This window comes from Paraburkholderia panacisoli (assembly GCF_008369935.1).
GTDB lineage: Bacteria > Pseudomonadota > Gammaproteobacteria > Burkholderiales > Burkholderiaceae > Paraburkholderia > Paraburkholderia panacisoli.
This window is the reverse complement of record NZ_VTUZ01000021.1, coordinates 46,654-69,508: the sequence shown is the minus strand read 5'-3', so window position 1 is coordinate 69,508 and position 22,855 is coordinate 46,654. Positions and strand designations below refer to the sequence as shown.

The 22,855-nt window shown below is 64.0% G+C and carries 17 protein-coding genes; 6 read left to right on the top strand and 11 right to left on the bottom strand.

Annotated elements, in window-relative coordinates:
* Positions 1 to 7: 7 nt before the first annotated feature.
* Positions 8 to 1,273 (top strand): D-amino acid dehydrogenase, encoded by a 1,266-nt coding sequence (locus FVF58_RS27790; protein ID WP_149673000.1) that lies wholly within the window; start codon positions 8 to 10, stop codon positions 1,271 to 1,273.
* Between the two features lie 217 nt (positions 1,274 to 1,490).
* Here the strand turns inward: FVF58_RS27790 and FVF58_RS27785 are convergent, their stop codons facing one another.
* The 3 genes from FVF58_RS27785 to FVF58_RS27775 form a co-directional block, all read right to left on the bottom strand.
* Positions 1,491 to 2,960 (bottom strand): glutamate synthase subunit beta, encoded by a 1,470-nt coding sequence (locus tag FVF58_RS27785; RefSeq protein ID WP_149672999.1) that lies wholly within the window; start codon positions 2,958 to 2,960, stop codon positions 1,491 to 1,493.
* Between the two features lie 144 nt (positions 2,961 to 3,104).
* Positions 3,105 to 7,808 carry a glutamate synthase-related protein gene (locus FVF58_RS27780; protein ID WP_149672998.1) on the bottom strand — a complete coding sequence of 1,568 codons (4,704 nt, stop codon included), beginning with the start codon at positions 7,806 to 7,808 and terminating at the stop codon, positions 3,105 to 3,107.
* A gap of 292 nt (positions 7,809 to 8,100) precedes the next feature.
* Entirely contained in the window at positions 8,101 to 8,808 is a 708-nt protein-coding gene (locus FVF58_RS27775; RefSeq protein WP_149672997.1) for a transposase, read from the bottom strand.
* 187 nt (positions 8,809 to 8,995) lie between these two features.
* Between FVF58_RS27775 and FVF58_RS27770 the strand changes: the two genes are divergently transcribed.
* Together FVF58_RS27770 and FVF58_RS27765 are read left to right on the top strand one after the other, a co-directional pair.
* Positions 8,996 to 9,721: an OmpW/AlkL family protein gene (locus FVF58_RS27770; RefSeq protein ID WP_149672996.1), complete on the top strand. Its 726-nt coding sequence runs from the start codon at positions 8,996 to 8,998 to the stop codon at positions 9,719 to 9,721.
* A 351-nt stretch (positions 9,722 to 10,072) separates the two neighbouring features.
* Entirely contained in the window at positions 10,073 to 10,453 is a 381-nt protein-coding gene (locus FVF58_RS27765) for an ElaB/YgaM/YqjD family protein (RefSeq protein WP_149672995.1), read from the top strand.
* Positions 10,454 to 10,608: 155 nt separating this feature from the next.
* On the opposite strand, the gene FVF58_RS27760 is transcribed toward FVF58_RS27765, so the two are convergent.
* From FVF58_RS27760 to pilM, 7 genes are all read right to left on the bottom strand, one after another.
* A complete protein-coding gene (locus FVF58_RS27760; protein ID WP_149672994.1) occupies positions 10,609 to 11,814 on the bottom strand; it encodes a deoxyguanosinetriphosphate triphosphohydrolase in 1,206 nt (401 codons plus the stop codon).
* A gap of 74 nt (positions 11,815 to 11,888) precedes the next feature.
* Positions 11,889 to 12,974, bottom strand: coding sequence for a 3-dehydroquinate synthase (aroB, locus tag FVF58_RS27755; protein WP_149672993.1), 1,086 nt, complete (start codon positions 12,972 to 12,974; stop codon positions 11,889 to 11,891).
* Entirely contained in the window at positions 12,974 to 13,525 is a 552-nt protein-coding gene (locus tag FVF58_RS27750) for a shikimate kinase (RefSeq protein WP_149672992.1), read from the bottom strand. Before FVF58_RS27750 ends, aroB begins: the two co-directional genes overlap by 1 nt.
* 106 nt (positions 13,526 to 13,631) lie before the next feature.
* Positions 13,632 to 15,182, bottom strand: coding sequence for a type IV pilus secretin PilQ (locus FVF58_RS27745; protein ID WP_425468976.1), 1,551 nt, complete (start codon positions 15,180 to 15,182; stop codon positions 13,632 to 13,634).
* A 164-nt stretch (positions 15,183 to 15,346) separates the two neighbouring features.
* Positions 15,347 to 16,273, bottom strand: a complete 927-nt coding sequence (locus FVF58_RS27740) for a hypothetical protein (RefSeq protein ID WP_149672990.1) — start codon at positions 16,271 to 16,273, stop codon at positions 15,347 to 15,349.
* Positions 16,270 to 16,995 carry a fimbrial assembly protein gene (locus FVF58_RS27735; RefSeq protein ID WP_149672989.1) on the bottom strand — a complete coding sequence of 242 codons (726 nt, stop codon included), beginning with the start codon at positions 16,993 to 16,995 and terminating at the stop codon, positions 16,270 to 16,272. Before FVF58_RS27735 ends, FVF58_RS27740 begins: the two co-directional genes overlap by 4 nt.
* Positions 16,992 to 17,984: a type IV pilus biogenesis protein PilM gene (gene pilM / locus FVF58_RS27730; protein ID WP_149673090.1), complete on the bottom strand. Its 993-nt coding sequence runs from the start codon at positions 17,982 to 17,984 to the stop codon at positions 16,992 to 16,994. Before pilM ends, FVF58_RS27735 begins: the two co-directional genes overlap by 4 nt.
* A 255-nt stretch (positions 17,985 to 18,239) precedes the next feature.
* Between pilM and FVF58_RS27725 the strand changes: the two genes are divergently transcribed.
* Positions 18,240 to 20,636, top strand: a complete 2,397-nt coding sequence (locus FVF58_RS27725) for a penicillin-binding protein 1A (protein ID WP_149672988.1) — start codon at positions 18,240 to 18,242, stop codon at positions 20,634 to 20,636.
* Positions 20,637 to 20,804: 168 nt separating this feature from the next.
* Here the strand turns inward: FVF58_RS27725 and cyaY are convergent, their stop codons facing one another.
* A complete protein-coding gene (gene cyaY / locus FVF58_RS27720) occupies positions 20,805 to 21,122 on the bottom strand; it encodes an iron donor protein CyaY (RefSeq protein WP_149672987.1) in 318 nt (105 codons plus the stop codon).
* Between the two features lie 35 nt (positions 21,123 to 21,157).
* On the opposite strand from cyaY, the gene FVF58_RS27715 reads away from it, so the two are divergent.
* Positions 21,158 to 21,514, top strand: coding sequence for a lipoprotein (locus tag FVF58_RS27715; RefSeq protein WP_149672986.1), 357 nt, complete (start codon positions 21,158 to 21,160; stop codon positions 21,512 to 21,514).
* A 9-nt stretch (positions 21,515 to 21,523) separates the two neighbouring features.
* On the top strand, positions 21,524 to 22,786 hold the full coding sequence (lysA, locus tag FVF58_RS27710) for a diaminopimelate decarboxylase (protein ID WP_149672985.1): 1,263 nt from the start codon (positions 21,524 to 21,526) through the stop codon (positions 22,784 to 22,786).
* The last annotated feature ends 69 nt before the right edge of the window (positions 22,787 to 22,855 follow it).

The following is a 22,855-nucleotide window of genomic DNA, read 5'->3' as shown; positions in this document are numbered from 1 at the left end:
CATACTCATGAAAACAATCGTACTCGGCGGCGGCGTGATCGGCGTCGCCAGCGCCTTTTACCTGCGCCAGCACGGCTGCGATGTCACGGTGATCGAGCGCGAACCGGACGTCGCGCTCTCCACCAGTTTCGGCAACGCCGGCGTGATCGCGCCGGGCTACGTAACGCCGTGGGCCGCGCCGGGCATGCCCGCGAAGATTCTCAAATACCTGTTTAAGCCGGCCTCGCCGCTGATCTTCCGCCCCACGTTCGATCCCGCTCAATGGCGCTGGATCGCGCGCTGGCTGCGCGAATGCGAGCTCGAGCGTTTTCGCGTCAACAAGCAGCGGATGCAGCGCATCGCTTACTACAGCCGCGAATGCCTGCACGAGTTTCGCGGCCGCCATCCGTTCGATTACGGTCGCAGCCAAGGTTATCTGCAACTGTTTCGCAGCGAGTACGACGTCGAACTCGCGCAACCGGCGCTCGCGGTGTTGCGCGATGCGGGCATCGTGCATCGGGAAGTCAGCGCCGCGCAGTGTACTGAGATCGAACCGGGCTTGCGTTGGGCGCGTCAGGCGCCGCTCTCCGGCCTCTATCTGCCCAACGACGAAGCCGGCGATTGCGCCCGCTTCACCCGCGAACTGCGCGCAATCTGCGAGCGTAACGGCGTGCGCTTTCGCTTCGATACCCGCGTCACGTCGCTCGACGTGCAAGGGGGTGCGGTGCGCGGTGTGCGTATCGAAAGCGAGCGCGGTCACGAGACATTGCCAGCCGATGCAGTGGTGGTGGCGCTGGGCGTCGATAGCGCGCCGCTGCTTGCAGCGCTCGGCGTAAAAGTGCCGCTCTATCCGGTAAAGGGCTATTCGGCGACGCTGCCCATCATTGATGAAGAGAAAGCGCCGCGCGCCGCGCTGATGGACGAGTCCCTGAAAACGGCGATCACCCGCTTCGGCAACAACTTGCGGGTGGCGGGCACGGCGGAACTGGGCAATCGCCAAACCACCTTGCGCGAGCAGGCGCTGCAAACGTTGCTGAAAGTACTTGGCGACTGGTTCCCGCACGCGGCCAATCCCACGTCCGCGCATTTCTGGGTCGGCCGCCGTCCGATGACACCCGATGGCGCACCGCTGCTCGGTCCATCGGGCGTGGACAATCTGTGGCTGAACCTCGGGCACGGCTCGACGGGTTGGGCGATGTCGATGGGCTCGGGGCGCGTGGTCGCGGATCTGGTCGCGCAGCGCGAGCCGGAGATCGATCTCGAAGGGCTCACGTTGGCGCGGTATCGGAAGTAACGGCGCGCTTGCGCCACGCACGCGATCCGCCGGACGTTAAAAAGCCGGGTCCACCCTCTCGGGTGGCCCGGCTTTGTTTTTCACCGCTTCGATGTACCGCTTATGTGCCGATCTGCGGCACATTGTCGTCTCCACCTCTTCCTGCAAGCAGTGACCGGTTTCCGCCCGTCACGCCAAACCACGGCGCAATCAACCGGCGCAACCGGCCGGAGACGTTTTAGCGCGGCAGTTCCGAATGACCCATCAGGAACGCATCAACCGAACGTGCGCACTGACGGCCTTCACGGATCGCCCACACCACCAGCGACTGGCCGCGACGCATATCGCCCGCGGTGAACACCTTGTCCACCGACGTGTAATACGCCTTGTCGCCTTCGGTCGACGCGCGCACGTTGCCGCGTGCATCCTTGTCGACGCCGAACGCTTCGAGCACCGGCGACACCGGCTGCGTGAAGCCCATTGCGAGCAGCACCAGATCGGCCTTCATTTCGAACTCCGAGTTCGGCACTTCCTGCATCTTGCCGTCCTTCCATTCGACACGCGCGGCGATCAGCTTCTCGACCTTGCCGTTCTTGCCTTCGAGGCGCTTGGTCGCAACCGACCAGTCGCGCTCGCAGCCTTCGTCATGCGACGACGACGTGCGCAGCTTGATCGGCCAGTACGGCCACACGAGCGGCTTGTTCTCTTCTTCGGGCGGTTGCGGCAGCAGCTCGAATTGCGTGACGCTCTTCGCGCCGTGACGATTCGACGTGCCCACGCAGTCCGAACCCGTATCGCCTCCGCCGATCACGACCACATGCTTGCCCTTCGCGAGCAACTGGTTCTGCACCTTGTCGCCTGCGTTGACCTTGTTCTGCTGCGGCAGGAAGTCCATCGCGTAGTGGACGCCTTCCAGTTCGCGGCCCGGCACCGGCAGATCGCGCGGCATTTCCGAACCGCCTGCGATCACCACCGCGTCGAACTGTTCCTTCAGCTCAGCCGGCGTGATGGTTTCCTTCGCCGTGTTGCCGATGTACTCCGGCAGCGAACCTTCCTTGCCGATGAACACGTTGGCGCGGAACGTCACACCTTCGGCTTCCATCTGGCGCATGCGGCGGTCGATCAGCCACTTTTCCAGCTTGAAGTCGGGAATACCGTAACGTAACAGGCCGCCAATGCGGTCGTTCTTCTCGAACACCGTGACATCGTGCCCCGCGCGCGCGAGTTGCTGCGCGGCGGCCAGACCCGCGGGGCCGGAACCGACCACGGCGACCTTCTTGCCGGTCTTGTGCTTCGGCGGTTGCGGCGCCACCCAGCCTTCGGCCCAGGCTTTATCGATGATCGCGTGCTCGATCGACTTGATGCCGACCGGGTCGTCGTTGATGCCGAGCGTGCAGGCTGCTTCGCACGGCGCCGGGCAGATGCGGCCCGTGAACTCCGGGAAGTTGTTCGTGGAGTGCAGCACTTCGATCGCGTTCTTCCAGTCCTGATGGAACACCAGGTCGTTGAAGTCCGGGATGATGTTGTTCACCGGGCAGCCGTTGTTGCAGAACGGAATGCCGCAGTCCATGCAACGCGCGCCTTGAATCTTCGCTTCGTCGTCAGTCAGCGCCGCGACGAATTCCTTGTAGTGCTTCACACGCGTGAGCGGAGCTTCGTACGCCTCGTGGCGGCGTTCGAACTCGAGAAAACCGGTTGCCTTGCCCATGTGGTTCTCTTCTCTATCTGTATCAGGTGGGGTGATCTACACCCGCCGTGCGTCGAATCATCGAGCGGCGGCGGGTACGGCTAAATGTGACGTCTGCGGGCGACGCAGCCGGCTGACTGCGTCTGGTCCGTCAAGTCTGGTCTGTCAAGCGGCGAGCACTTCCTTGCTCGCCTTCTTCGCAGCCAACTCGCCCAGCGCGCGCTTGTATTCGGTCGGGAACACCTTCACGAATTGACGGCGCGACGCATCCCAGTTTTCGAGCAGCGCTTTGGCACGCGGCGAACCGGTGAACTGGAAGTGACGCTCGATGAGACCCTTGAGCAGCGCTTCGTCGGTTGTCGCGCAGTGCCACAGGCCCTTGTCGACCGTGCGTTCCTGTTCGGCCTGTTGCAAGACCGGATCGAGCGCGACCATCGACTTGTTGCACTTGCTCGCGAACGTGCCGTCCGGATCGAACACATACGCGATGCCGCCCGACATGCCGGCCGCAAAGTTACGGCCCGTTTCGCCGAGCACGATCACCGTGCCGCCCGTCATGTATTCGCAACCGTGGTCGCCCGTGCCTTCGACAACCGCCGTCGCGCCCGAGTTACGCACACAGAACCGCTCGCCCGCAACGCCGCGGAAGAACGATTCGCCTTCGATCGCGCCGTACATCACCGTGTTGCCGCAGATGATGTTCTCTTCCGACTTGCCGCGGAAATCGTTGGTCGGACGGATGATGATGCGGCCGCCCGACAGGCCCTTGCCCACGTAGTCGTTGCCGTCGCCGACCAGGTCCAGCGTGACGCCCTTCGCGAGGAATGCGCCGAAGCTCTGGCCCGCGGTGCCCTTCAACTGGATGTGAATCGAGTCGTCGGCGAGGCCGTCGTGGCCGTACTTCTTCGCGATCGCGCCGGACAGCATCGCGCCGACCGTGCGGTTCACGTTGCGCACCGGCTGGATGAACGAAACGTGTTCGCCCTTCTCGATCGCCGCCTTCGCCTTCTCGATCAGCGTGTGGTCGAGTGCCTTGTCGAGGCCGTGGTCCTGCACGTCCACGTGCTTGCGCGCCACTTCAGCCGGCACTTGCGGCAGATAGAACACGCGCGAGAAGTCGAGACCCTTCGCCTTCCAGTGCTCGATGCCCTTCTTCGTATCCAGCAGTTCGGCGCGGCCGATCAGGTCGTCGAACTTGCGAATACCGAGTTGCGCCATGATCTCGCGCGCTTCCTCCGCAACGAAGAAGAAGAAGTTCACGACGTGTTCCGGCTGGCCATTGAACTTCGCACGCAGCACTGGATCTTGCGTCGCGACGCCGACCGGGCAGGTGTTCAGATGGCACTTGCGCATCATGATGCAGCCTTCGACGACGAGCGGCGCCGTCGCGAAGCCGAACTCGTCCGCGCCGAGCAGCGCGCCGATCACGACATCGCGGCCGGTCTTCATCTGACCGTCGGCCTGGACGCGGATACGGCCGCGCAACTGGTTCAGCACCAGGGTTTGCTGCGTTTCCGCGAGACCCAGTTCCCACGGCGTGCCCGCATGCTTGATCGACGACAGCGGCGACGCGCCCGTGCCGCCGTCATGGCCTGCGATCACGACGTGATCGGCCTTCGCCTTCGCAACACCCGCGGCCACTGTGCCGACGCCCGACTCCGACACCAGCTTCACCGAGATGCTCGACGACGCGTTCACGTTCTTCAGGTCGTGAATCAGCTGCGCGAGATCTTCGATCGAGTAGATGTCATGGTGCGGCGGCGGCGAGATCAGACCGACGCCCGGCACCGAGTAGCGCAGCTTGCCGATGTAGTCCGACACCTTGTGGCCCGGCAACTGACCGCCTTCGCCCGGCTTCGCGCCCTGCGCCATCTTGATCTGGATCTGATCAGCCGACGCGAGGTATTCCGCCGTCACGCCGAAACGGCCCGACGCCACCTGCTTGATGCGCGAACGCAGCGAATCGCCGTCCTTCAGCGGAATATCGACGACCACTTCGTCGCCGATCACGGACTTCATCGTGTCGCCGTTCTTGATCGGAATGCCGCGCAGTTCATTGCGGTAACGGTTCGCGTCCTCGCCGCCTTCGCCGGTGTTCGACTTGCCGCCAATGCGGTTCATCGCGACCGCCAGCGTGGCGTGCGCTTCGGTGCTGATCGAGCCCATCGACATCGCGCCGGTCGCGAAACGCTTGACGATTTCCTTCGCCGGTTCGACTTCGTCGAGCGGAATCGCCTTGGTCGGGTCGAACTTGAATTCGAACAGGCCGCGGAACGTCATGTGACGCTTGGTCTGATCGTTGATCAGATGCGCGTATTCCTTGTACGTCTGGTACGAGTTGCTGCGCGCCGAGTGTTGCAGCTTGGCGATCGCATCCGGCGTCCACATGTGTTCTTCGCCGCGCACGCGGTACGCGTACTCGCCGCCCGCGTCGAGCATGTTCGCGAGGATCGGGTTGTCGCCGAACGCATCGCGATGCAGACGGATCGCTTCTTCCGCGACGTCGAACAGACCAATGCCGCCGACCTTCGACGACGTGCCCTTGAAGTACTTCTGCACGAGGTCTTCAGCCAGGCCGACCGCTTCGAAAATCTGCGCGCCGGTGTACGACATGTAGGTCGAAATGCCCATCTTCGACATGACCTTCTGCAGGCCCTTGCCGACTGCCTTGGTGAAGTTGTAGACCGCCTTGTCCGCCGACAGGTCGCCCTTCAGGCCGGCCGCGAGCTGGCCGAGCGTTTCCATCGCGAGGTACGGGTGCACGGCTTCGGCGCCGTAGCCCGCCAGCAGCGCGAAGTGGTGCGTTTCACGCGCCGAGCCGGTTTCGACGACCAGACCCGTGCTCGTGCGCAGACCTTGCTGCACGAGGTGCGTGTGAATCGCGGCGGTAGCCAGCAGCGCCGGAATCGCGACGTTGTCGCGGTCGGTCTTGCGGTCCGACACGATCAGCATGTTGTAGCCGGACTTGACCGCATCGACGGCTTCCGCGCACAGCGACGCGAGACGCGCTTCGATGCCTTCCTTGCCCCAGGCCACCGGATAGCAGATGTTCAGTTCATACGAGCTGAACTTGCCGCCCGTGTACTGATCGATCGCGCGGATCTTCGCGATGTCCTTGAAGTCGAGCACCGGCTGCGACACTTCGAGACGCATCGGCGGGTTGATGTTGTTCGTGTCCAGCAGGTTCGGCTTCGGACCGATGAACGACACCAGCGACATCACCATGTTTTCGCGGATCGGGTCGATCGGCGGGTTCGTCACCTGTGCGAACAGCTGCTTGAAGTAGTGATAGAGCGTCTTGTTCTTGTTGGACATGACCGCCAGCGGCGAGTCGTTGCCCATCGAGCCGACGGCTTCTTCGCCGGCTTGCGCCATCGGCGCCATCAGGAACTTGAGGTCTTCCTGGGTGTAGCCGAACGCCTGCTGACGATCCAGCAAGGCAGCGGCTTCGCGGCGTTCCGTCACGACGTCTTCGGCCTTCGGCTCGATCTCGTCGAGCTTGATCCGGACCGCGTCGATCCAGCTCTTGTACGGCTTGGCGTTCGCGAGGTTGTCCTTGAGTTCCTTGTCGTCGATGATGCGGCCGTGTTCCATGTCGATCAGGAACATCTTGCCCGGCTGCAGGCGCCACTTCTTGACGATCTTCGACTCGGGGATCGGCAGCGTGCCCGCTTCCGACGCCATGATGACCAGGTCGTCGTCGGTGACGATGTAGCGCGCCGGACGCAGACCGTTCCGGTCGAGCGTCGCGCCGATCTGGCGGCCGTCGGTGAACGCGATCGCGGCGGGGCCGTCCCACGGTTCCATCATCGCGGCGTGGTATTCGTAGAACGCGCGGCGGTTGTCGTCCATCAGCGTGTGCTGCTCCCAGGCTTCCGGGATCATCATCATCATGGCGTGGACGAGCGGGTAGCCGGCCATCACGAGCAGTTCGAGACAGTTGTCGAACGACGCGGTGTCCGATTGGCCCGGATAGATGAGCGGCCACAGCTTCGGCAGATCGTCGCCGAGCACGTGGCTCGCGATCGCACCGGTGCGGGCGTTCAGCCAGTTGACGTTGCCCTTCACCGTGTTGATTTCGCCGTTGTGGGCGATCATGCGGTACGGGTGAGCCAGCTCCCACGCCGGGAACGTGTTGGTCGAGAAGCGCTGGTGCACCAGCGCCAGCGCCGAGATGGTGCGCTCGTCCTGCAGGTCGCGGTAATACACGCCGACCTGGCCGGCCAGCAGCAGGCCTTTGTACACCACCGTGCGCGCCGACATCGACGGCACGAAGTATTCCTTGCCGTGCTTGAGCTTGAGCGCCTGGATGCGGTGGCTCGCGGTCTTGCGGATCACGTACAGCTTCCGCTCGAGCGCGTCGGTCACCATGATGTCCTTGCCGCGGCCGATGAAGATCTGGCGGATCAGCGGCTCGCTCGCCTTCACGGTGGGCGAAATCGGCATCGAGTGGTCGACCGGGACGTCGCGCCAGCCCAGCACGACCTGGCCTTCGGCCTTCACCGTGCGCTCCAGTTCCTGCTCGCAGGCGAGGCGCGATGCGTGTTCCTTCGGCAGGAACACCATGCCGACGCCGTATTCGCCGTTCGGCGGCAGCGTCACGCCCTGCTTGGCCATTTCATCGCGATAGAAGCCGTCCGGGATCTGGATCAGGATGCCCGCGCCGTCGCCCATCAGCGGATCGGCGCCGACAGCGCCCCGGTGGTCGAGGTTCTCGAGAATCTTCAGCCCTTGCTGGACGATCTCGTGGCTTTTCTGGCCCTTGATGTGAGCGACGAAGCCGACGCCGCAGGCGTCATGTTCGTTTTGCGGGTCGTACAGACCTTGCGCGGCGGGAACCGGGTGAATCGGTTGCTGGTGGTCGTTCATGGGGACACCGTCTGTGAGGAGGCCGGACAGGCCGTTAAACCGTTTTTCTATTGCCGCAGTTTGCGTTGCAACCGCGACGGCGTTTCCGAGCGGCGCGCTGCGCGTATCAAAAACGCCGGAATTCGGAATATACGCGACGAATCAATGGAATAGCAAATAAAACGTAATGATCGGACCCCGATTATCAAATTGGTGCATTGCGGTCTATTTTTATTGGTGCCACATCAAAAACGGGCAAAAGAAAACGGCATCTGACATGCCGTTTCCATGTAGCCCTTTGATGCGAAACGCTTTATGGCGTATGCGGCGTCTCGCGCACCTTGCGCGGCCGGCCGCGCGGCAGCGGTGAAACGCGCCGGTTTGCGGCCCGCGCCGCCCATTCCCGATAGGTGTCGCTGCCCAGAACCCAGCCTTTCAGCGTGGCCTGCTGGAGCTGACTGGCTTCGCGCTCGTCGAGCGGCTGTTCGCATAACTCGCGATACGCGCGCTGCCGCTCGAACGGCGTATTGCCAAGCGACCAGTACAAGGGGTGGTCGGTAATCAGGCTGTCGAGCGTGAGACCGATGTGATGCCGGTAACTCGACCAGCGATAGTCCTCCGGCGCGCTGACGAGTTGCGCGCGCACCGGACACATCTCGACGACGCGGCTCGCCAGCAGGAAGTAGCGCTCGCCCTCGATCACCGTGGCCCGGTAGCGGCCCTCCCACAGCGTGCCGCGGCGCGCGTAGCGTCGATTGAAGTGCGCGACGTAGCGACGCCCAACCGCCTGCATCGCTTTCGGCAGGCTCGACTCCTCGGTGGGCGTGACGAGCAGCTGCACGGCGCCCGGCATCAATGCATACGCGTGGATCGATAAGTGATGGTCGCGCGAAGCAGCTTTCAGACAATCGATGAAGAGTTCGTAGTCCTGGTCGTCGACGAATGCGGGCTGCTGATCGAGCCCGCGGAGGATGACGTGCTGCGGCTGGTCAGGGACATAAAGACGTGCAAGCCGTGCCATGCTGGAGTATCCGATAGTCGCGTTGGTACATACCCGAAGGTCCGAAGAACCGCATGCGCCCAAGGTTCGGCGTGGAGCGGCGAAGCCAGAAACCGCGCGGCGCTTAGGGAGAAAGCTCTAACCGCAGCGTATGGTTTGTTTCAAACGTTCTCGTCATAATGAGCGGGCCTTTTTTGGAGGAGCACATATGAAATTAAAACAGGCCGTAACGGGGATGGCGGCGCTAGTCTGCATGACAACGGCAGCGCACGCACAGTCGGCCGGCAGCTTTTTCGTCACGACGGGCTGGTTCCATCTTTCGCCTCAATCGAGCAGCGACCCGTTGACCGTGACAAGCATTGGCGGCAGCCCGACCAACATCACCGAACCCAACACCGGCGCAAAACTCAGTGCGGCCGACACGATCGGTATTACTGCCGGCTACTTCGTCACAGATCACATCGCAACTGAATTCGTTATCGGCTACCCGCCGTCTTTCGATCTGAACGGCTCCGGCAGCCTCGAACAATTCGGCAAGCTCGGCCAGGCAAAACAGTGGAGCCCGACTCTGCTGCTCAAGTACTACTTCAATGCCCCGACCGCCACATTCCGTCCGTATCTCGGCATCGGTGTGAGCCGCATCTGGTTCACCGACGAAAAGATCACCAACAGCGCATTCGAAGCTAACGTTCTGCATGGTCCGACCAGCGTCTCAACGGATAGTTCGTGGGCGCCGGTGTTTAATGCCGGTTTCACGTACGCGTTCAACCAGCACTGGTTCGCGGGTGTGTCGATCTCCTACTTGCCGCTCAGCACGACCGCCAAGCTGAACACCGCAGCCGCCACGCCGGTCGGCACGCTGAACGTGCAATCGCAAACCAAGATCAAGCTGAACCCGATCGTTTCCTACGTCAACATCGGTTACCGTTTCTAACGCTTCGTGAAAAATGGGGGCTGTAGAGGTAGGGTAGTCGAATTTTCGTGGCTTGGACAACGCCGTCATCACTCCGATGACGGCGTTTTTCATTGTGCGGGCGCAGGTGAAGGCGTGCGCGGCGGGAAGACGTGAGCATTTGTAATTTTGACCCGGACGGGCGTCGGCTCGTGCAATATCTGCGGACGGTGCTTGACCTGCGTCCATGTGCGCAGAGGCTTGCGGGTTTGGCACCGAAGTTGCGTCCACAGGGTGTTTCCCGCGTTACACCGCGCCGCCGTGTATTCGTGGCAAGGTGACGACTGGCGTGACAACGCGTGGGACCCTTTTCACCTCACTGACGGAGCGACCATGACAGCACTTCCGAATACGAGAGACGCTCTCGGCGAATCCTGGACCAGTACTAGCCGCCGTGCGCGGCGCATCGCTCGCCACAGCCGTCACGCGGCCGAAGACATTGCGGGCGAGTTACGCACGCTGTTGTCGGAACTCGAATCCACGCTGGCAGACGGCACACAGGCCGACGCCGTGGCATTGCGCGGCAAGATTCGCAAACAACTCGATGCGGCGCGCTCGCGGCTGAACGATACTCGCGAGGCCGTACGCGAACGTGCGGAAGTCGCGATCTCCGACGCCGACCATTACGTGCACGAAAATCCGTGGCAGACGATCGCGATCGTCGGCGGCGTTGCGCTGATCGCGGGCGCGCTGTTCGCGTCGCGGTTGCGCTGAGTTGCACAAGGCCAGGTGATGGCGACGACGGGGCCGCCATTGTTTTGGCGGTCTTGATCGTGTCTTCGTTGATCGTGATAGCCGGAGTGCGATGGCACTGCGCAGCGGTGCCATCCGCTGCCCGCATGCGGGAGGCAGACGCGCGCTCGCGCCGCCTAGTTGTCGTCGATCACGAATAGCCGCTGATATTCCTTCACCGCATAGCGATCCGTCATGCCCGCGATGTAGTGAGCGATCAGCCGTGATTGCTGCGCCTCGTCCACCGCTTGATAGCTGGGCGGCAACAGCCGCGGATCTTCCGTGAACGCGTCGAACAGGCCGACCACGACGCGACGCGCCTTATTGGCCATGCGCATCACGCGGTAATGGCGATACAGGTTCTTGAAGAGGAAGCGCTTGAGCGTCGCCGCCTGCGCGGCAATGGCATCGCTGTGGGCGACGAGCGCAGGCGCTGCGCGCACGGCGTCCAGCGAAGCCGGTGCGTAGCGGACCAGATTCAACTTGGTCGTATCGATCAGATCGACGATCAGCGTATTGATGATGCGGCGCACCGTCTCATGGATCAGCCTGCGCCCTTCGATTTGCGGAAAGTCGCGGCGCGCCGTGTCGTAGTGCGTCTGCCATAACTCCACTTCGGCAAGCTGCTCGATCGTGAGCAAACCCGAGCGCAAACCGTCGTCGACATCGTGATTGTTGTACGCAATCTCGTCGGCGACATTGGCGATCTGCGCTTCGATCGACGGCTGCCGTCCTTCGAGAAAGCGCTCGCCCAGCGCGCCGAGCCGCCGTGCGTTGTCCCGCGAGCAATGCTTGAGGATGCCCTCGCGCGTCTCGAAGCACAGGTTCAGGCCATTGAATGCACCGTAGTGCTCCTCCAGGTCGTCGACGACCGCGAGACTTTGCAGGTTGTGCTCGAAACCGCCGTGCTCGCGCATGCATTCGTTCAGCGCGTCCTGCCCGGCATGGCCGAACGGCGTATGGCCGAGATCGTGGGCAAGTGAAATGGCTTCGACGAGGTCTTCGTTCATGCGCAGATTACGAGCAACCGAACGCGCGATCTGTGCGACTTCGAGACTATGGGTCAGGCGCGTACGAAACAGGTCACCCTCGTGATTCACGAACACCTGGGTTTTGTATTCGAGCCGGCGGAACGCCGTCGAGTGGACGATGCGGTCACGGTCCCGCTGGAATTCACTGCGCGCGCTGGGCGCGGCTTCGGAATAACGCCGGCCGCGCGACTGGGCGGAATGAGCCGCGTAGGGCGCGAGATGCGCTTCGAATGCCTCCTGCGTCGGCACGGCGATCGCCGCCATGCCTGCCGCAGGGTCATGCTGTACATCGTCGCTGCGCCTGTCAGTCACCGGGTTCTCCGAAACATGGGCGGCGCCTCGTGACGCTGGTGCGTGATGCGTGGCTGGAATTGCTTCGTCGTGCTCTAGACAGCGGCGGCCAGCGTGGCGTGCACCTCGGCGTCGGGCGCCTGGGTGATCAGCGTCTCACCGAAACGCTTCAGCAGAATGAATTTGATCGCGCCGGCTTCCGCCTTCTTGTCGACCTGCATGAGTTCGACGTAACGCGCTTGGCCGAGCGCGGGCGCGCGAGTCGGCAAATGCGCGGCGACGATCACGTCGACCAGACGCCGGCGCGCCGCTTCGTCGAGATAGCCCATGCGCACGGACAGATCCGCCGCCATTGCCATCCCGCAGCCGACCGCCTCGCCGTGCAGCCACTCGCCGTAGCCGAGGCCGGCCTCGATGGCGTGGCCGAAGGTGTGGCCGAAGTTGAGGATCGCGCGCAGTCCGCCTTCGCGTTCGTCGCGCGCCACCACCGACGCCTTGATTTCGCACGAGCGCTTGACCGCCTCGATCAGCGCAGCGGGTTCGCAGCGATTCAGCGCCTCGATGTTGGCTTCGATCCAGCTGAAGAAATCGGCGTCGGCAATCGCGCCGGTCTTGATCACTTCCGCGACGCCCGCAGCCAGTTCACGCGCGGGCAGCGTGCGCAACACGCCGATGTCGGCGATCACCGCCTGCGGCTGGTAGAACGCGCCGATCATATTCTTGCCGAGCGGATGATTGATGCCGGTCTTGCCGCCCACCGACGAATCCACCTGCGACAGCAAGGTAGTAGGCACCTGAATGAACGGCACGCCGCGCATATAGCAGGCGGCGGCAAAACCCGTCATGTCGCCGATCACGCCACCGCCCAGCGCAATGAGCGTGGTCTTGCGATCGGCGCGCGAGCCGAGCAGCGCGTCGAAAATCAGGTTCAGCGTTTCGAGGTTCTTGTGCGCCTCGCCGTCCGGCAACACGACCGTCGACACCTGTTTGCCGAGCGGCGCCAGCGCGGCGCGCAGCGCGTCGCCGTAGAGCGGATCGACCGTGGTGTTCGTGACGATGGTGACCGAACTGCCGGCGATGTGCGGCGCGAACAGCGCGGTCTGGCCGATCAGATCGGCACCGATGTGGATAGGGTAGGCGCGTTCGCCCAGTTCGACGTTGACGGTAATCATACGGTCCATTATGACGCAGGATGTTTGGCGACGCCGGCCATCTCGAGCTGCATCAGAACCATGTTGACGAGTCCGTTGACTGAGGGCCGGCCGGTTTCAATCACGAAATGCGCGCATTCGCGGTAGAGCGGATCGCGCACTTCATAGAGCGCTTCGAGGCGTGCCTTGGGGTCTTCCGTCTGCAAAAGCGGGCGATTCTTGTCGCGCCGCGTGCGCAGCCACAGATCGTGAGGATTGGCGCGCAGATAGATCACCACGCCGTTGTTCTGCAACGCTGCGCGGTTTTCCGGCCGCAGCACCGCGCCGCCGCCGGTCGCCAGCACGATATTGTCGCGCCCGGTCAGCTCGGCAATCACGCTGGCCTCGCGCTCGCGGAAGCCCGCTTCACCTTCCAGCTCGAAGATCACCGGAATGCGCGCACCCGTGCGCGCCTCGATTTCATGATCGGAATCGAAGAACGGGCGATCGAGACGGCGCGCAATGGCCCGGCCCACGGTGGTTTTCCCTGCCCCCATGAGCCCTACAAAAAATACATTGGCGTGTGCGTCCCGCGCTTGCAACGGTGTCCTCTGGCTAATCCGGTATGGTTCGTGCCGCAGCTTACTGGCAAAGCGGCTGCCTTGTCGAGCCTGCGCGCCGCGGCTGGCGAGCGGCAGCAGCCTGCCCCTAATTTATCGGAACGACGCGCGGCGTGATGAAAACAGCCAGCTCGCTGCGCGCGTCGCGATGCGCCCGATTGCGAAAAAGCGCGCCCAAAACCGGTATTTTGCCCAGGACAGGCACCCTGGTCACATCGTCCCGGTTGTCGGTCGCGTAAATTCCGCCGATCGACACCGTACCACCATCTTCCACTTCGACGCGCGTTTGCACGTGTTTGGTGTTGATAGCGGGCCCGGCGTCGGTCTGCTCGCCGACGCTGTCCTTGGCGACATCGAGGTCCAGCACCACCCGGCCATCCGGCATGATTTGCGGCTCGACCTCCAGTTTGAGCGTGGCACGGCGAAACTGCACGCCCGACACGCCCTGCCCCACCTTGGCCTGATACGGCAGCTCGGTGCCCTGCTCGACCACCGCTTTCATCCGGTCCGCGGTGACGACCCGCGGACTCGAAACAATTTTCCCGTGTCCTTCGGTTTCGAGCGCGCTCAACTCCAGGTTCAGCAGCCGCGTCGCGCCGGCTGCGAACAGCGTCAAGCCGGCAGTGGCGGCGTCGAAGCCGGAAATCGGCCGGGCGGCCAGGTCGTAGACCGTGCCGTCCGTGCCGCCGCGCAAGCCCTTCGCCGTACCGTCCGTGCTGGTGGCCGCCAGCGCGAGCCGCACGCCGAGATTGCGCGAAAAGCCGTAGTCGCCCTCGACGATCTGCGCTTCGATCAGCACCTGACGGGTCGGGCGGTCAACGGAACCGAGCAGCGCCGCAATCTGCTCCAGCCGTCCAGCGAGATCGGTCACGAACAGCAGATTGGTGCGCGGGTCGGCGGTCACGGCGCCGCGCTTGGATAGCACGCGCTGGGTGCCGGAGCCGGTCAGGAGACGCCGCACGTCCTCGGCGTGCGCGTAGTGCAGTTCGAACGTGCGGCTTGCGAGCGGTTCGAGATCGGCGGCCCGCGCATGCGCTTCGAAGCGTTGCCGCTCGCGTGCGGCCAGATCCGCCATCGGCGCGACCCAGATCACGTTGCCGTGACGCTCCATCGCCAGGTTGTTGACGTCGAGCAGGGTATCGAACGCGGTGCGCCACGGCACCCTGTCGAGCCGCAGCGAAACCGCGCCGCGCACCCGCTCGCTCGCGACGAAGTTCAGCCCCGTGAACTCCGCGAACGCCTTGAGCACGGCGCCGAGTTCGGCCCGCTGGAAGTTCAGCGAGATCGGTTTGTCGTCGGCGGGGAGTGCGGCGATCGCGGCGTCGGCGGTATTTTTCGGCCCATCGCTCAGGCGCATGCGCGGCGGCAGCGGCACCGGCGGACCTTCGAGCGCACTGGAGCCGCCAGCATCGTCAAGAGCCGGAGCGGCCGATTGCTTGCCAAGCGGCACCGAACCTTCGACGGCGGCGGCGAAGTCGTCCGCATTGACATTGCCAGATGGCGCGGCCGGTCGTGACACGCCTGGGTCGTCTGCCACATCGTCGCGAAACGGGTTCGGCACTTCGCTGGACTGAGCGCGCGGCAACGGGGCTGCGCCGTACATGCTGTCGGCTGGCGCGACGGCGTCGTCGAGCGGCATGTGGCTTGGCAGCGGCGGCAGCGCAGCCCGCGCAATACCGGTGCTTAGTGCAGCGCTGACATACAGGCCGACACACACTCGAATGCAGCGGTACACGCTCACTCCAGGAGAAGCATGAGTGCCAACCCGTGAGGACCTGGTCGGCAACGGCGTTGCGCGGCTCATCACGAAGCCTCCGCCAGCGCGAGCGTGCGCGTCGTGCCATTTTTGGCGAGCGTAATGCCGAGCGTATCGAGCTTCGTCACGCGTTCCGCGCCAAGCTGCTGTCCCTTCTCGACGGTGGCTACGCCGTCTGGCGTATCGAGCAAGGCCAAGCCGTGCGTGCGATCGGACAGCACGCCGACCAGACGCAATTGCGAAACATCGGGCAGTTCGCCGGCTGCGCGCATCTGCGGCTGCAAAAACGGGTCGAAGAACACGACCTCCTCGTCGTCGTCCGAATCGAGGCTCGCGTTGTCAAGCACGCGTGCCGCGTCATTCGCGGACACCGGCCGCAGCGCGCTGAACACGCGCAGTGTTGCGCTCACCGACAGCGCAGCGTCCTGTTTGACGGTGGCGTCGACGGGAACGATCAGCACTGGCAGGTCCGACAGTCCATGCAGAAACGCCATCAGGTGGACGAAGTCCGTTTGCGCGGTGAACTGCAAAGGGCGCATGCTTTCGACGCCCTCGCCTTTGCCGACGCCGGGCTCGACTGCAAGCAAAGCGACGCCACTCTGCGCGGCCAGCTCGGAGACGATGCGCACGTCGTCCGCGGAGCTCCACGGCGCGGTCGACGGGACAACCGGCGCGACCGGCGTGGCCGCCGCGGCACGACGCAGCAAGGGCAATTGCGCAAGCGCGCGCCTCGCGTCCGAGAGATGCTGAACGCTCACCGCCAACGCCGCGCGGCTCGTCTCGACTCCGCCGAGATCGGCGACGATCCAGCCATGCGCGCCAAGGCCAAACACCAGCGCAAAGATCAGCAGCGCGACCGCCCAACGGCGGCGCCGGCTCCATGCATCGAGCGGCACGCGCAGCCGATTCAGCCATTGGGAAAGGAAGAGTTTGGGGCGTGCCGTGCCGCCCGATTCGAAAAAGGTCGTACTCATTTTGCACCTCCTGATGGTTCGGACTTCAAGGGCCCCGCCGCCGGGGATCCAGCTCTCTTAGCGGCTTTCGGCGCTGGATCATCCCAACGCAAGCGCGCGCCGAACTCGACCGGACCGCTCACGCTTTCATCTCCTCGCGCGCTGCCGCGTGTCGCCGGACGATGCAGGTCGTTCATCTCCGCCCCCTTCACGCTGCGAATCGAACTCAGACGCTTGAGCCACTCGGCCGACGCGAGATGGCTGCGCGACGTCGCCAGCAACTCCGTCTCGTGCTCGCGCTGACGCAACTGGCGCAACACCACGCCGTCGCCCGGTTCGACACTCAGCGCTTCGAGCAGGTCGAGCAGATGCTGGAGCGGCTCGGACAGGCTCGCCGCACGCGCCGCGTTTTCGCGCTGCTCGTCTTGTGCGCGGAGCAATTTCGCGTGCTCCGCGAGCGGCGCGCTCAATTGCATGACGGACCGCTCGAACGACGCACGCTGCGCATCGAGCCGTGCCTTCTCGAACGCCTGCCACGCGGCCAACGCGAGGATGGCGGCACATCCGGCGAGCGCTGCGGCCAGCCATTCGCGCACACGAGCCTGCCGCGCGAGCCGCGCATTACGTTGCCGGTAGGGCAGCGGATTGAAGCCGCCGAGCCACGGCTGAACGAAGCGCGTACCGCGCGACGCAGCCGACGCGTTCGGACCGGCTGCGCGCAAAAGCAAAAGGCCGCGCTTCATTCGAGCACCCCGCGCAACGCAAGCCCGAACGCCACCGCACCGGCGGGCTCATGCAGCAACTCATCGCAGAGTGGCCGCACGAGACCGCCCAGCGCGGCGCATTCGAACGGCAGCACCGTGCAGCCCAACACGTCCGCGATATCCGCCAGCGAGAAGCCCACGCCTTCGAGGAGATCGATTTCGCCGCTCACCAAGGCGCAGTCGAGCACGGGTCCGTGGACGAGATCGCGCAGCGCGTCGGCCAGGTCGGCATGCTCCGGCGCCGGATAACGCATTTCGCCGGCGATGCTGTCGTCGACGATGCGCCATCCGTACACGCCGTCCGTGCCGATCCACAATGCCGCATACGGCTCGTGCTGATCGAGTTCGCGGCATGCCGCGTAGCGCATGGCGCGCAACGCCGCATGCGGTTCGCCGTCGACGGCGGTAAGCGAGATGCCAGCAGTCGCCGCGCATTCCATGCGCGCTTCGAGATGCTGGCGCGCAGTGGCGGCGATCTTCACGGTGCGGACCGGCGCCGGCGTTTCATCGACAAACCAGTCGACCGCCAGCGCGTGCCTTTCGAGACCGGCGATGCGCTCCGCCTCGCCCATCACCGCAGGCTCCAGTTCGGCCAGCGCCGGCCCGCCGTCTTCCCCGCAACGGCTTTGCGCCGGGAGCCGCGCGAGCGGCACCGTGGTAGTCAACGTGGCCGACGCGGGCACCGCCATCGCGCAGCGCAACGCGTGAGTTGCGCACGCACGCGGCAGACCGACAAACGCGTCGCGCAACGCACGCGCCACCGCCTGGCGGTCGGCGATTTCGGTGCCGGCCATCGCGCCGGCGTGCAGCGGCACGGTCCTGAGGTACTCGAGATACAAAGCGCCGCGTGCGCGCGAGCGCTGGCTCACCACGACCAGACGCACGTTTTGCGAACCCACATCGATCCCGGCGGCAAACCGCTGCCGGCCTGAATGCACTGTCTGAAGCCACGAACTTTTGAACATCAACACGCCCTCCCTCTGCCTCACGCGACGAACCATTCGAACGCGAGTTACGAAGGAGAATTGTGCGTAGCCGCGGCGCTGCGCGACACTCAGCCGAATGGCTAACGTTGAGCAACAGGGGCCCGACGTGCGATCAAAGCGACTACAGTGAAGTCATTCCCGCACCGCGCACGCGAACGTGTCGAGCCCTGTCCGTAAGCACGCCGAAAGCTCAAAAGCGAGGCGGCTATAATCGCGGGACTGTTTTTTGGTGCACATATGCAATCAACGTCTCCCACGTCCCCGCCGCCCGCGCCTCAGAAGCGCAAACGCCCGCTCTGGCTCAAGCTCATCGTTGGCTTTTTCGGACTGATCGTCGCAGGCATTGTGTGCGTGCTGCTGGTGCTCGGTTATGCGCTCGTCGTCGCAACGCCGAACCTGCCCTCGCTCGACGCCCTGACCGACTATCGTCCGAAGGTGCCGCTGCGCATCTACACGGCCGACCATGTGCTGATCGGCGAATTCGGCGAGGAGCGGCGCGACATCGTGCACTTCCAGGACGTGCCAGATAGTCTGAAGAAGGCGATCCTCGCGATCGAAGATGCGCGCTTCTACGATCACGGCGGCGTCGACCTCACCGGCATCGCGCGCGCCGGCTTCGTGGCGCTGACCAACGGCCACGCCACGCAGGGCGCCAGCACGATCACGATGCAGGTGGCGCGCAACTTCTTCCTGTCGAGCGAAAAGACCTACACGCGCAAGATTTACGAGATGCTGCTCGCCTACAAGATCGAGTCGAAGCTGACGAAAGATCAGATTCTCGAGGTGTACATGAATCAGATCTATCTCGGTCAGCGCGCATACGGTTTCGCAAGCGCGGCGCGTGTCTACTTCGGCAAGGACCTGAAAGATCTGACGCTGGCCGAGTCGGCCATGCTGGCCGGTCTGCCGAAGGCGCCCTCCGCGTATAACCCGGTCGTCAATCCGAAGCGCGCGAAGGTGCGGCAGGAGTACATCCTGCAGCGCATGTACGAACTGCACTACATCACCCAGGAACAATACGACGAGGCGAGCCGACAGCCGCTCGTCGTCAAGGGCGCAGGCAAGGAATTCAGCGTGCACGCGGAGTACATCGCGGAGATGGTGCGGCAGATGATGTACGCGCAGTATCGCGAAGAAGCGTACACGCGCGGCCTGAACGTCGTGACCACGATCGACTCCGCCGATCAGGACGTCGCTTACCACGCGCTGCGCAAAGGTCTGATGGACTACGAACGCCGCCATGGCTATCGCGGCCCGGAGGCGTTCATCGAACTGCCGTCCGATGCGCAGGACCGCGAGCAGGCGATCGACGACGCGTTGCTCGAGCATCCGGACAACGGCGAGATCATCGCCGCCGTCGTCACCGCGGCGAGCCCGAAACAGGTGCAGGCCACGTTCATCGACGGCAACGTCGCGACCATCCAGGGCGACGGCCTGCGCTTCGCGCAAGCCGCGCTCAATGCGCGCGCACAGCCGAATCAACGTGTGCGGCCCGGCGCGATCATCCGGCTCGTGAAGAACGACGACGGCGACTGGTCGATCACGCAATTGCCGCAAGTGGAAGGCGCATTCATTTCGATCATTCCGCAAGACGGCGCGATTCGTGCGCTGGTCGGCGGCTTCGACTTCAACAAGAACAAGTTCAATCACGTGACCCAGGCATGGCGTCAGCCGGGTTCGAGCTTCAAGCCGTTCATCTATTCGGCGTCGCTCGAAAAGGGACTCGGGCCGGCCACGGTGATCAACGACGCGCCGCTCTTTTTCAGCGCCGCCGAAACCGGTGGCCAGGCGTGGGAGCCGAAGAACTACGGCGGCGGTTTCGATGGTCCGATGACGATGCGCACCGCGCTGCAGAAGTCGAAGAACCTGGTGTCGATCCGCATCCTGAACCAGATCGGCACGAAATACGCGCAGCAGTACATCACGCGTTTCGGCTTCGACGCGGAGCGTCACCCCGCTTATCTGCCGATGGCGCTCGGCGCGGGTCTCGTTACGCCGTTGCAGATGGCGGGTGCGTTCTCGGTGTTCGCGAACGGCGGCTACCGGGTCAATCCGTATCTGATCGCCGAAGTCACGGATCAGCGCGGCATCGTGGTCGCCCACGCGCAGCCGCTGGTGGCCGCGCAAAGCGCGCCGCACGCGATCGAGCCGCGCAATGCGTACGTGATGAACAGCTTGCTGCAAAGCGTCGCGCAACGCGGCACGGGTGCGAAGACCAACGTGCTCAAGCGCACCGATCTCGCCGGCAAGACCGGCACGACCAACGATTCGCGCGACGCATGGTTTGCCGGTTATCAGCACACGCTCACGGCGATCGCGTGGATCGGCTACGACAATCCGCGCAGTCTCGGCGACAAGGAAACCGGCGGCGGCCTCGCGTTGCCGGTGTGGATCGAGTACATGGGGCGCGCGCTCAAGGGCGTGCCGGAGTTCAAGATGGCTCGTCCCGACGACGTGACCGAAATCGGTTCGGAGCTATATTTCGACGACTTCACGCCGGGGCACGGTTTCATCGCGACGGTCGGCGTCAGTCAGGCGACGCTGGACGCCGAGGCAAGCGCCGCGGCGGCAGCGCCCCAGCAGGTCGGCGAACAGGAGAAGCAGGACATCATGAACTTGTTCCGCGGACACTGAAGCTTCGTCTGCCGCTGGAAAAAGCAAAACCGCCGCGCTCGAGAGATGCGCGGCGGTTTTGTTTTGAGCGTTTGATTCGGGCTATAGGGCCGCGCTCGGTTTCGAGCACTCACGCCCGTGCGCAAGTGGCTGTGCGAGCGTGACGCTCGCCGGCCAGGGCCGCTCCTGTTACGCCGTAAAACGCACCGGCTCGCCAGCCTGCTGCGTTGCATACTCCGACAGCGCCGCAAAAAACTCGTTGCCGCTGCGCGTGTCGCGCCATTCGCCATCGACGAACCGGAAGTGAAAACCACCCGCCTTCGCCGCGATCCAGATCTCGCTCATCGGCGGCTGGAGGTTGACGATGATCTTCGAGCGATTCGCGAATTCGAGCGTCAGCACGTTGCCGCTGCGTTCGAGTTCGATGTCGGCATCGGTGTCGTCGAGCGCGCGTTCGATGGCGGCTAGCGCGGCCTCCGCGCGGGTCAGGTAATCACTATCGGACATGCTAAACTCCATCGATTATTTATTCAGGGACAGTCATGCGAGTCGTATCTCGGATGCGCGCGGCGGCGCCCGGCCGCGCGATTGTAGCGGTTTTAACCATTCTCGCAGGTTGTGCACTCAGTGGTTCGCTCGCCGGTTGCGGGCAACGCGGCTCGCTCTACTTGCCCACCGTGCCGCCGCTACCGGCCCCGCCCGCTCATCGTACGCAAACGCCGCCGGCGGACGAAGCGCATGCCGCGTCGGACACCGCCACCGACATGAGCACCGTACCGGATACCTCGGGCACGCCGCTCTCGCTGGCGCCGGAAACCGAACTCGCCACGCCGCCCGCTTCCGCTGCATCCGGTACCGCGGCCCCGCTGCCTGCCTCCGCCGTCACCCCCGTTCAATAAGACTTTCGCATGACTCGATCCGCATTTGACTACGTCGACGGCGTATTGCACGCCGAAGGCGTGTCCGCCGCCTCCCTCGCCGAACAGTTCGGCACGCCGCTGTACGTCTATTCGCGCGCCGCGCTCACCGAAGCATGGAACGCGTATGCCGGCGCATGCGCGGGCCGTCGCGCGAGCGTGCACGTGGCCGTCAAGGCCAACAGCAATCTCGCGGTGCTGAACGTGTTCGCGCGCCTCGGCGCCGGCTTCGACATCGTGTCGGCCGGCGAACTGGCGCGCGTGCTGGCTGCCGGCGGCAAAGCAGAAAACACCGTGTTTTCCGGCGTCGGCAAGCACGCGGACGAGATGCGCGAGGCGCTCGCGGCCGGCGTCAAATGCTTCAACGTCGAATCGATTCCCGAACTCGATCGCCTGAATGCGGTTGCGGCCGACATGGGCAAGAAGGCGCCGGTGTCGTTGCGCGTGAATCCGGACGTCGATGCGAAAACGCATCCGTATATTTCCACGGGCCTGAAGTCGAACAAGTTCGGCGTCGCTTTCGAAGAAGCGCGCGCCACGTATCAGGCCGCCGCGGCGATGACGAATCTCGAGGTAGTCGGCATCGACTGCCATATCGGTTCGCAGATCACCGAAGTCGCGCCCTATCTCGATGCAGTCGACAAGGTGCTGGACCTCGTCGAGCAGATCGAGCAGGACGGCGTGACGATTCGTCACGTCGATGTGGGCGGCGGTCTGGGCATCACCTACGACGACGAAACCCCGCCGGAAATCGGCGCGTTCGTGCGCACCGTGCTGGATCGTATCGAAGCGCGCGGTCATGGCCATCGCGAAGTTTATTTCGAGCCGGGCCGCTCGCTGGTCGGCAACGCGGGCGTGCTGCTCACGCGCGTCGAATTTCTGAAGCCGGGCGCGGAAAAGAATTTCGTGATCGTCGACGCAGCGATGACCGATCTCGCGCGCCCCGCGATGTACGACGCTTATCACGCGATCGATCCGGTGGCCAGGCGCGACGTGCCGGCTCATGTGTACGACGTGGTCGGCCCGGTTTGCGAAAGCGGCGACTGGCTCGGCCGCGAACGCCTGTTGGCGGTCGAACCCGGCGATCTACTGGCGATCCGCTCGGCCGGCGCATACGGCTTCGTGATGAGTTCCAACTACAACACGCGTCCGCGCGCGGCCGAGGTGATGGTCGATGGTACACACGCGCATGTAGTTCGCGCACGCGAAGAGGTCAAGCAACTGTTTGCGGGCGAAACGATCTTGCCGGTGTAAACGTTAGCGCCTACGCAAAAGGCTCCTTGGGCAGCACGAAAAAAAGGCGATGCCGTGGTGTGAACCGCG

What these genes read in the sequence shown, in the direction of transcription:
- FVF58_RS27790 (WP_149673000.1), top strand. Translation starts at nt 8, where the DNA reads ATGAAAACAATCGTACTCGGCGGCGGCGTGATCGGCGTCGCCAGCGCC.
- FVF58_RS27785 (WP_149672999.1), bottom strand. Translation starts at nt 2,960, where the DNA reads ATGGGCAAGGCAACCGGTTTTCTCGAGTTCGAACGCCGCCACGAGGCG.
- FVF58_RS27780 (WP_149672998.1), bottom strand. Translation starts at nt 7,808, where the DNA reads ATGAACGACCACCAGCAACCGATTCACCCGGTTCCCGCCGCGCAAGGT.
- FVF58_RS27775 (WP_149672997.1), bottom strand. Translation starts at nt 8,808, where the DNA reads ATGGCACGGCTTGCACGTCTTTATGTCCCTGACCAGCCGCAGCACGTC.
- FVF58_RS27770 (WP_149672996.1), top strand. Translation starts at nt 8,996, where the DNA reads ATGAAATTAAAACAGGCCGTAACGGGGATGGCGGCGCTAGTCTGCATG.
- FVF58_RS27765 (WP_149672995.1), top strand. Translation starts at nt 10,073, where the DNA reads ATGACAGCACTTCCGAATACGAGAGACGCTCTCGGCGAATCCTGGACC.
- aroB (WP_149672993.1), bottom strand. Translation starts at nt 12,974, where the DNA reads ATGGACCGTATGATTACCGTCAACGTCGAACTGGGCGAACGCGCCTAC.
- FVF58_RS27745 (WP_425468976.1), bottom strand. Translation starts at nt 15,182, where the DNA reads ATGCCGCTCGACGACGCCGTCGCGCCAGCCGACAGCATGTACGGCGCA.
- FVF58_RS27740 (WP_149672990.1), bottom strand. Translation starts at nt 16,273, where the DNA reads ATGAGTACGACCTTTTTCGAATCGGGCGGCACGGCACGCCCCAAACTC.
- FVF58_RS27735 (WP_149672989.1), bottom strand. Translation starts at nt 16,995, where the DNA reads ATGAAGCGCGGCCTTTTGCTTTTGCGCGCAGCCGGTCCGAACGCGTCG.
- FVF58_RS27725 (WP_149672988.1), top strand. Translation starts at nt 18,240, where the DNA reads ATGCAATCAACGTCTCCCACGTCCCCGCCGCCCGCGCCTCAGAAGCGC.
- cyaY (WP_149672987.1), bottom strand. Translation starts at nt 21,122, where the DNA reads ATGTCCGATAGTGATTACCTGACCCGCGCGGAGGCCGCGCTAGCCGCC.
- FVF58_RS27715 (WP_149672986.1), top strand. Translation starts at nt 21,158, where the DNA reads ATGCGAGTCGTATCTCGGATGCGCGCGGCGGCGCCCGGCCGCGCGATT.
- lysA (WP_149672985.1), top strand. Translation starts at nt 21,524, where the DNA reads ATGACTCGATCCGCATTTGACTACGTCGACGGCGTATTGCACGCCGAA.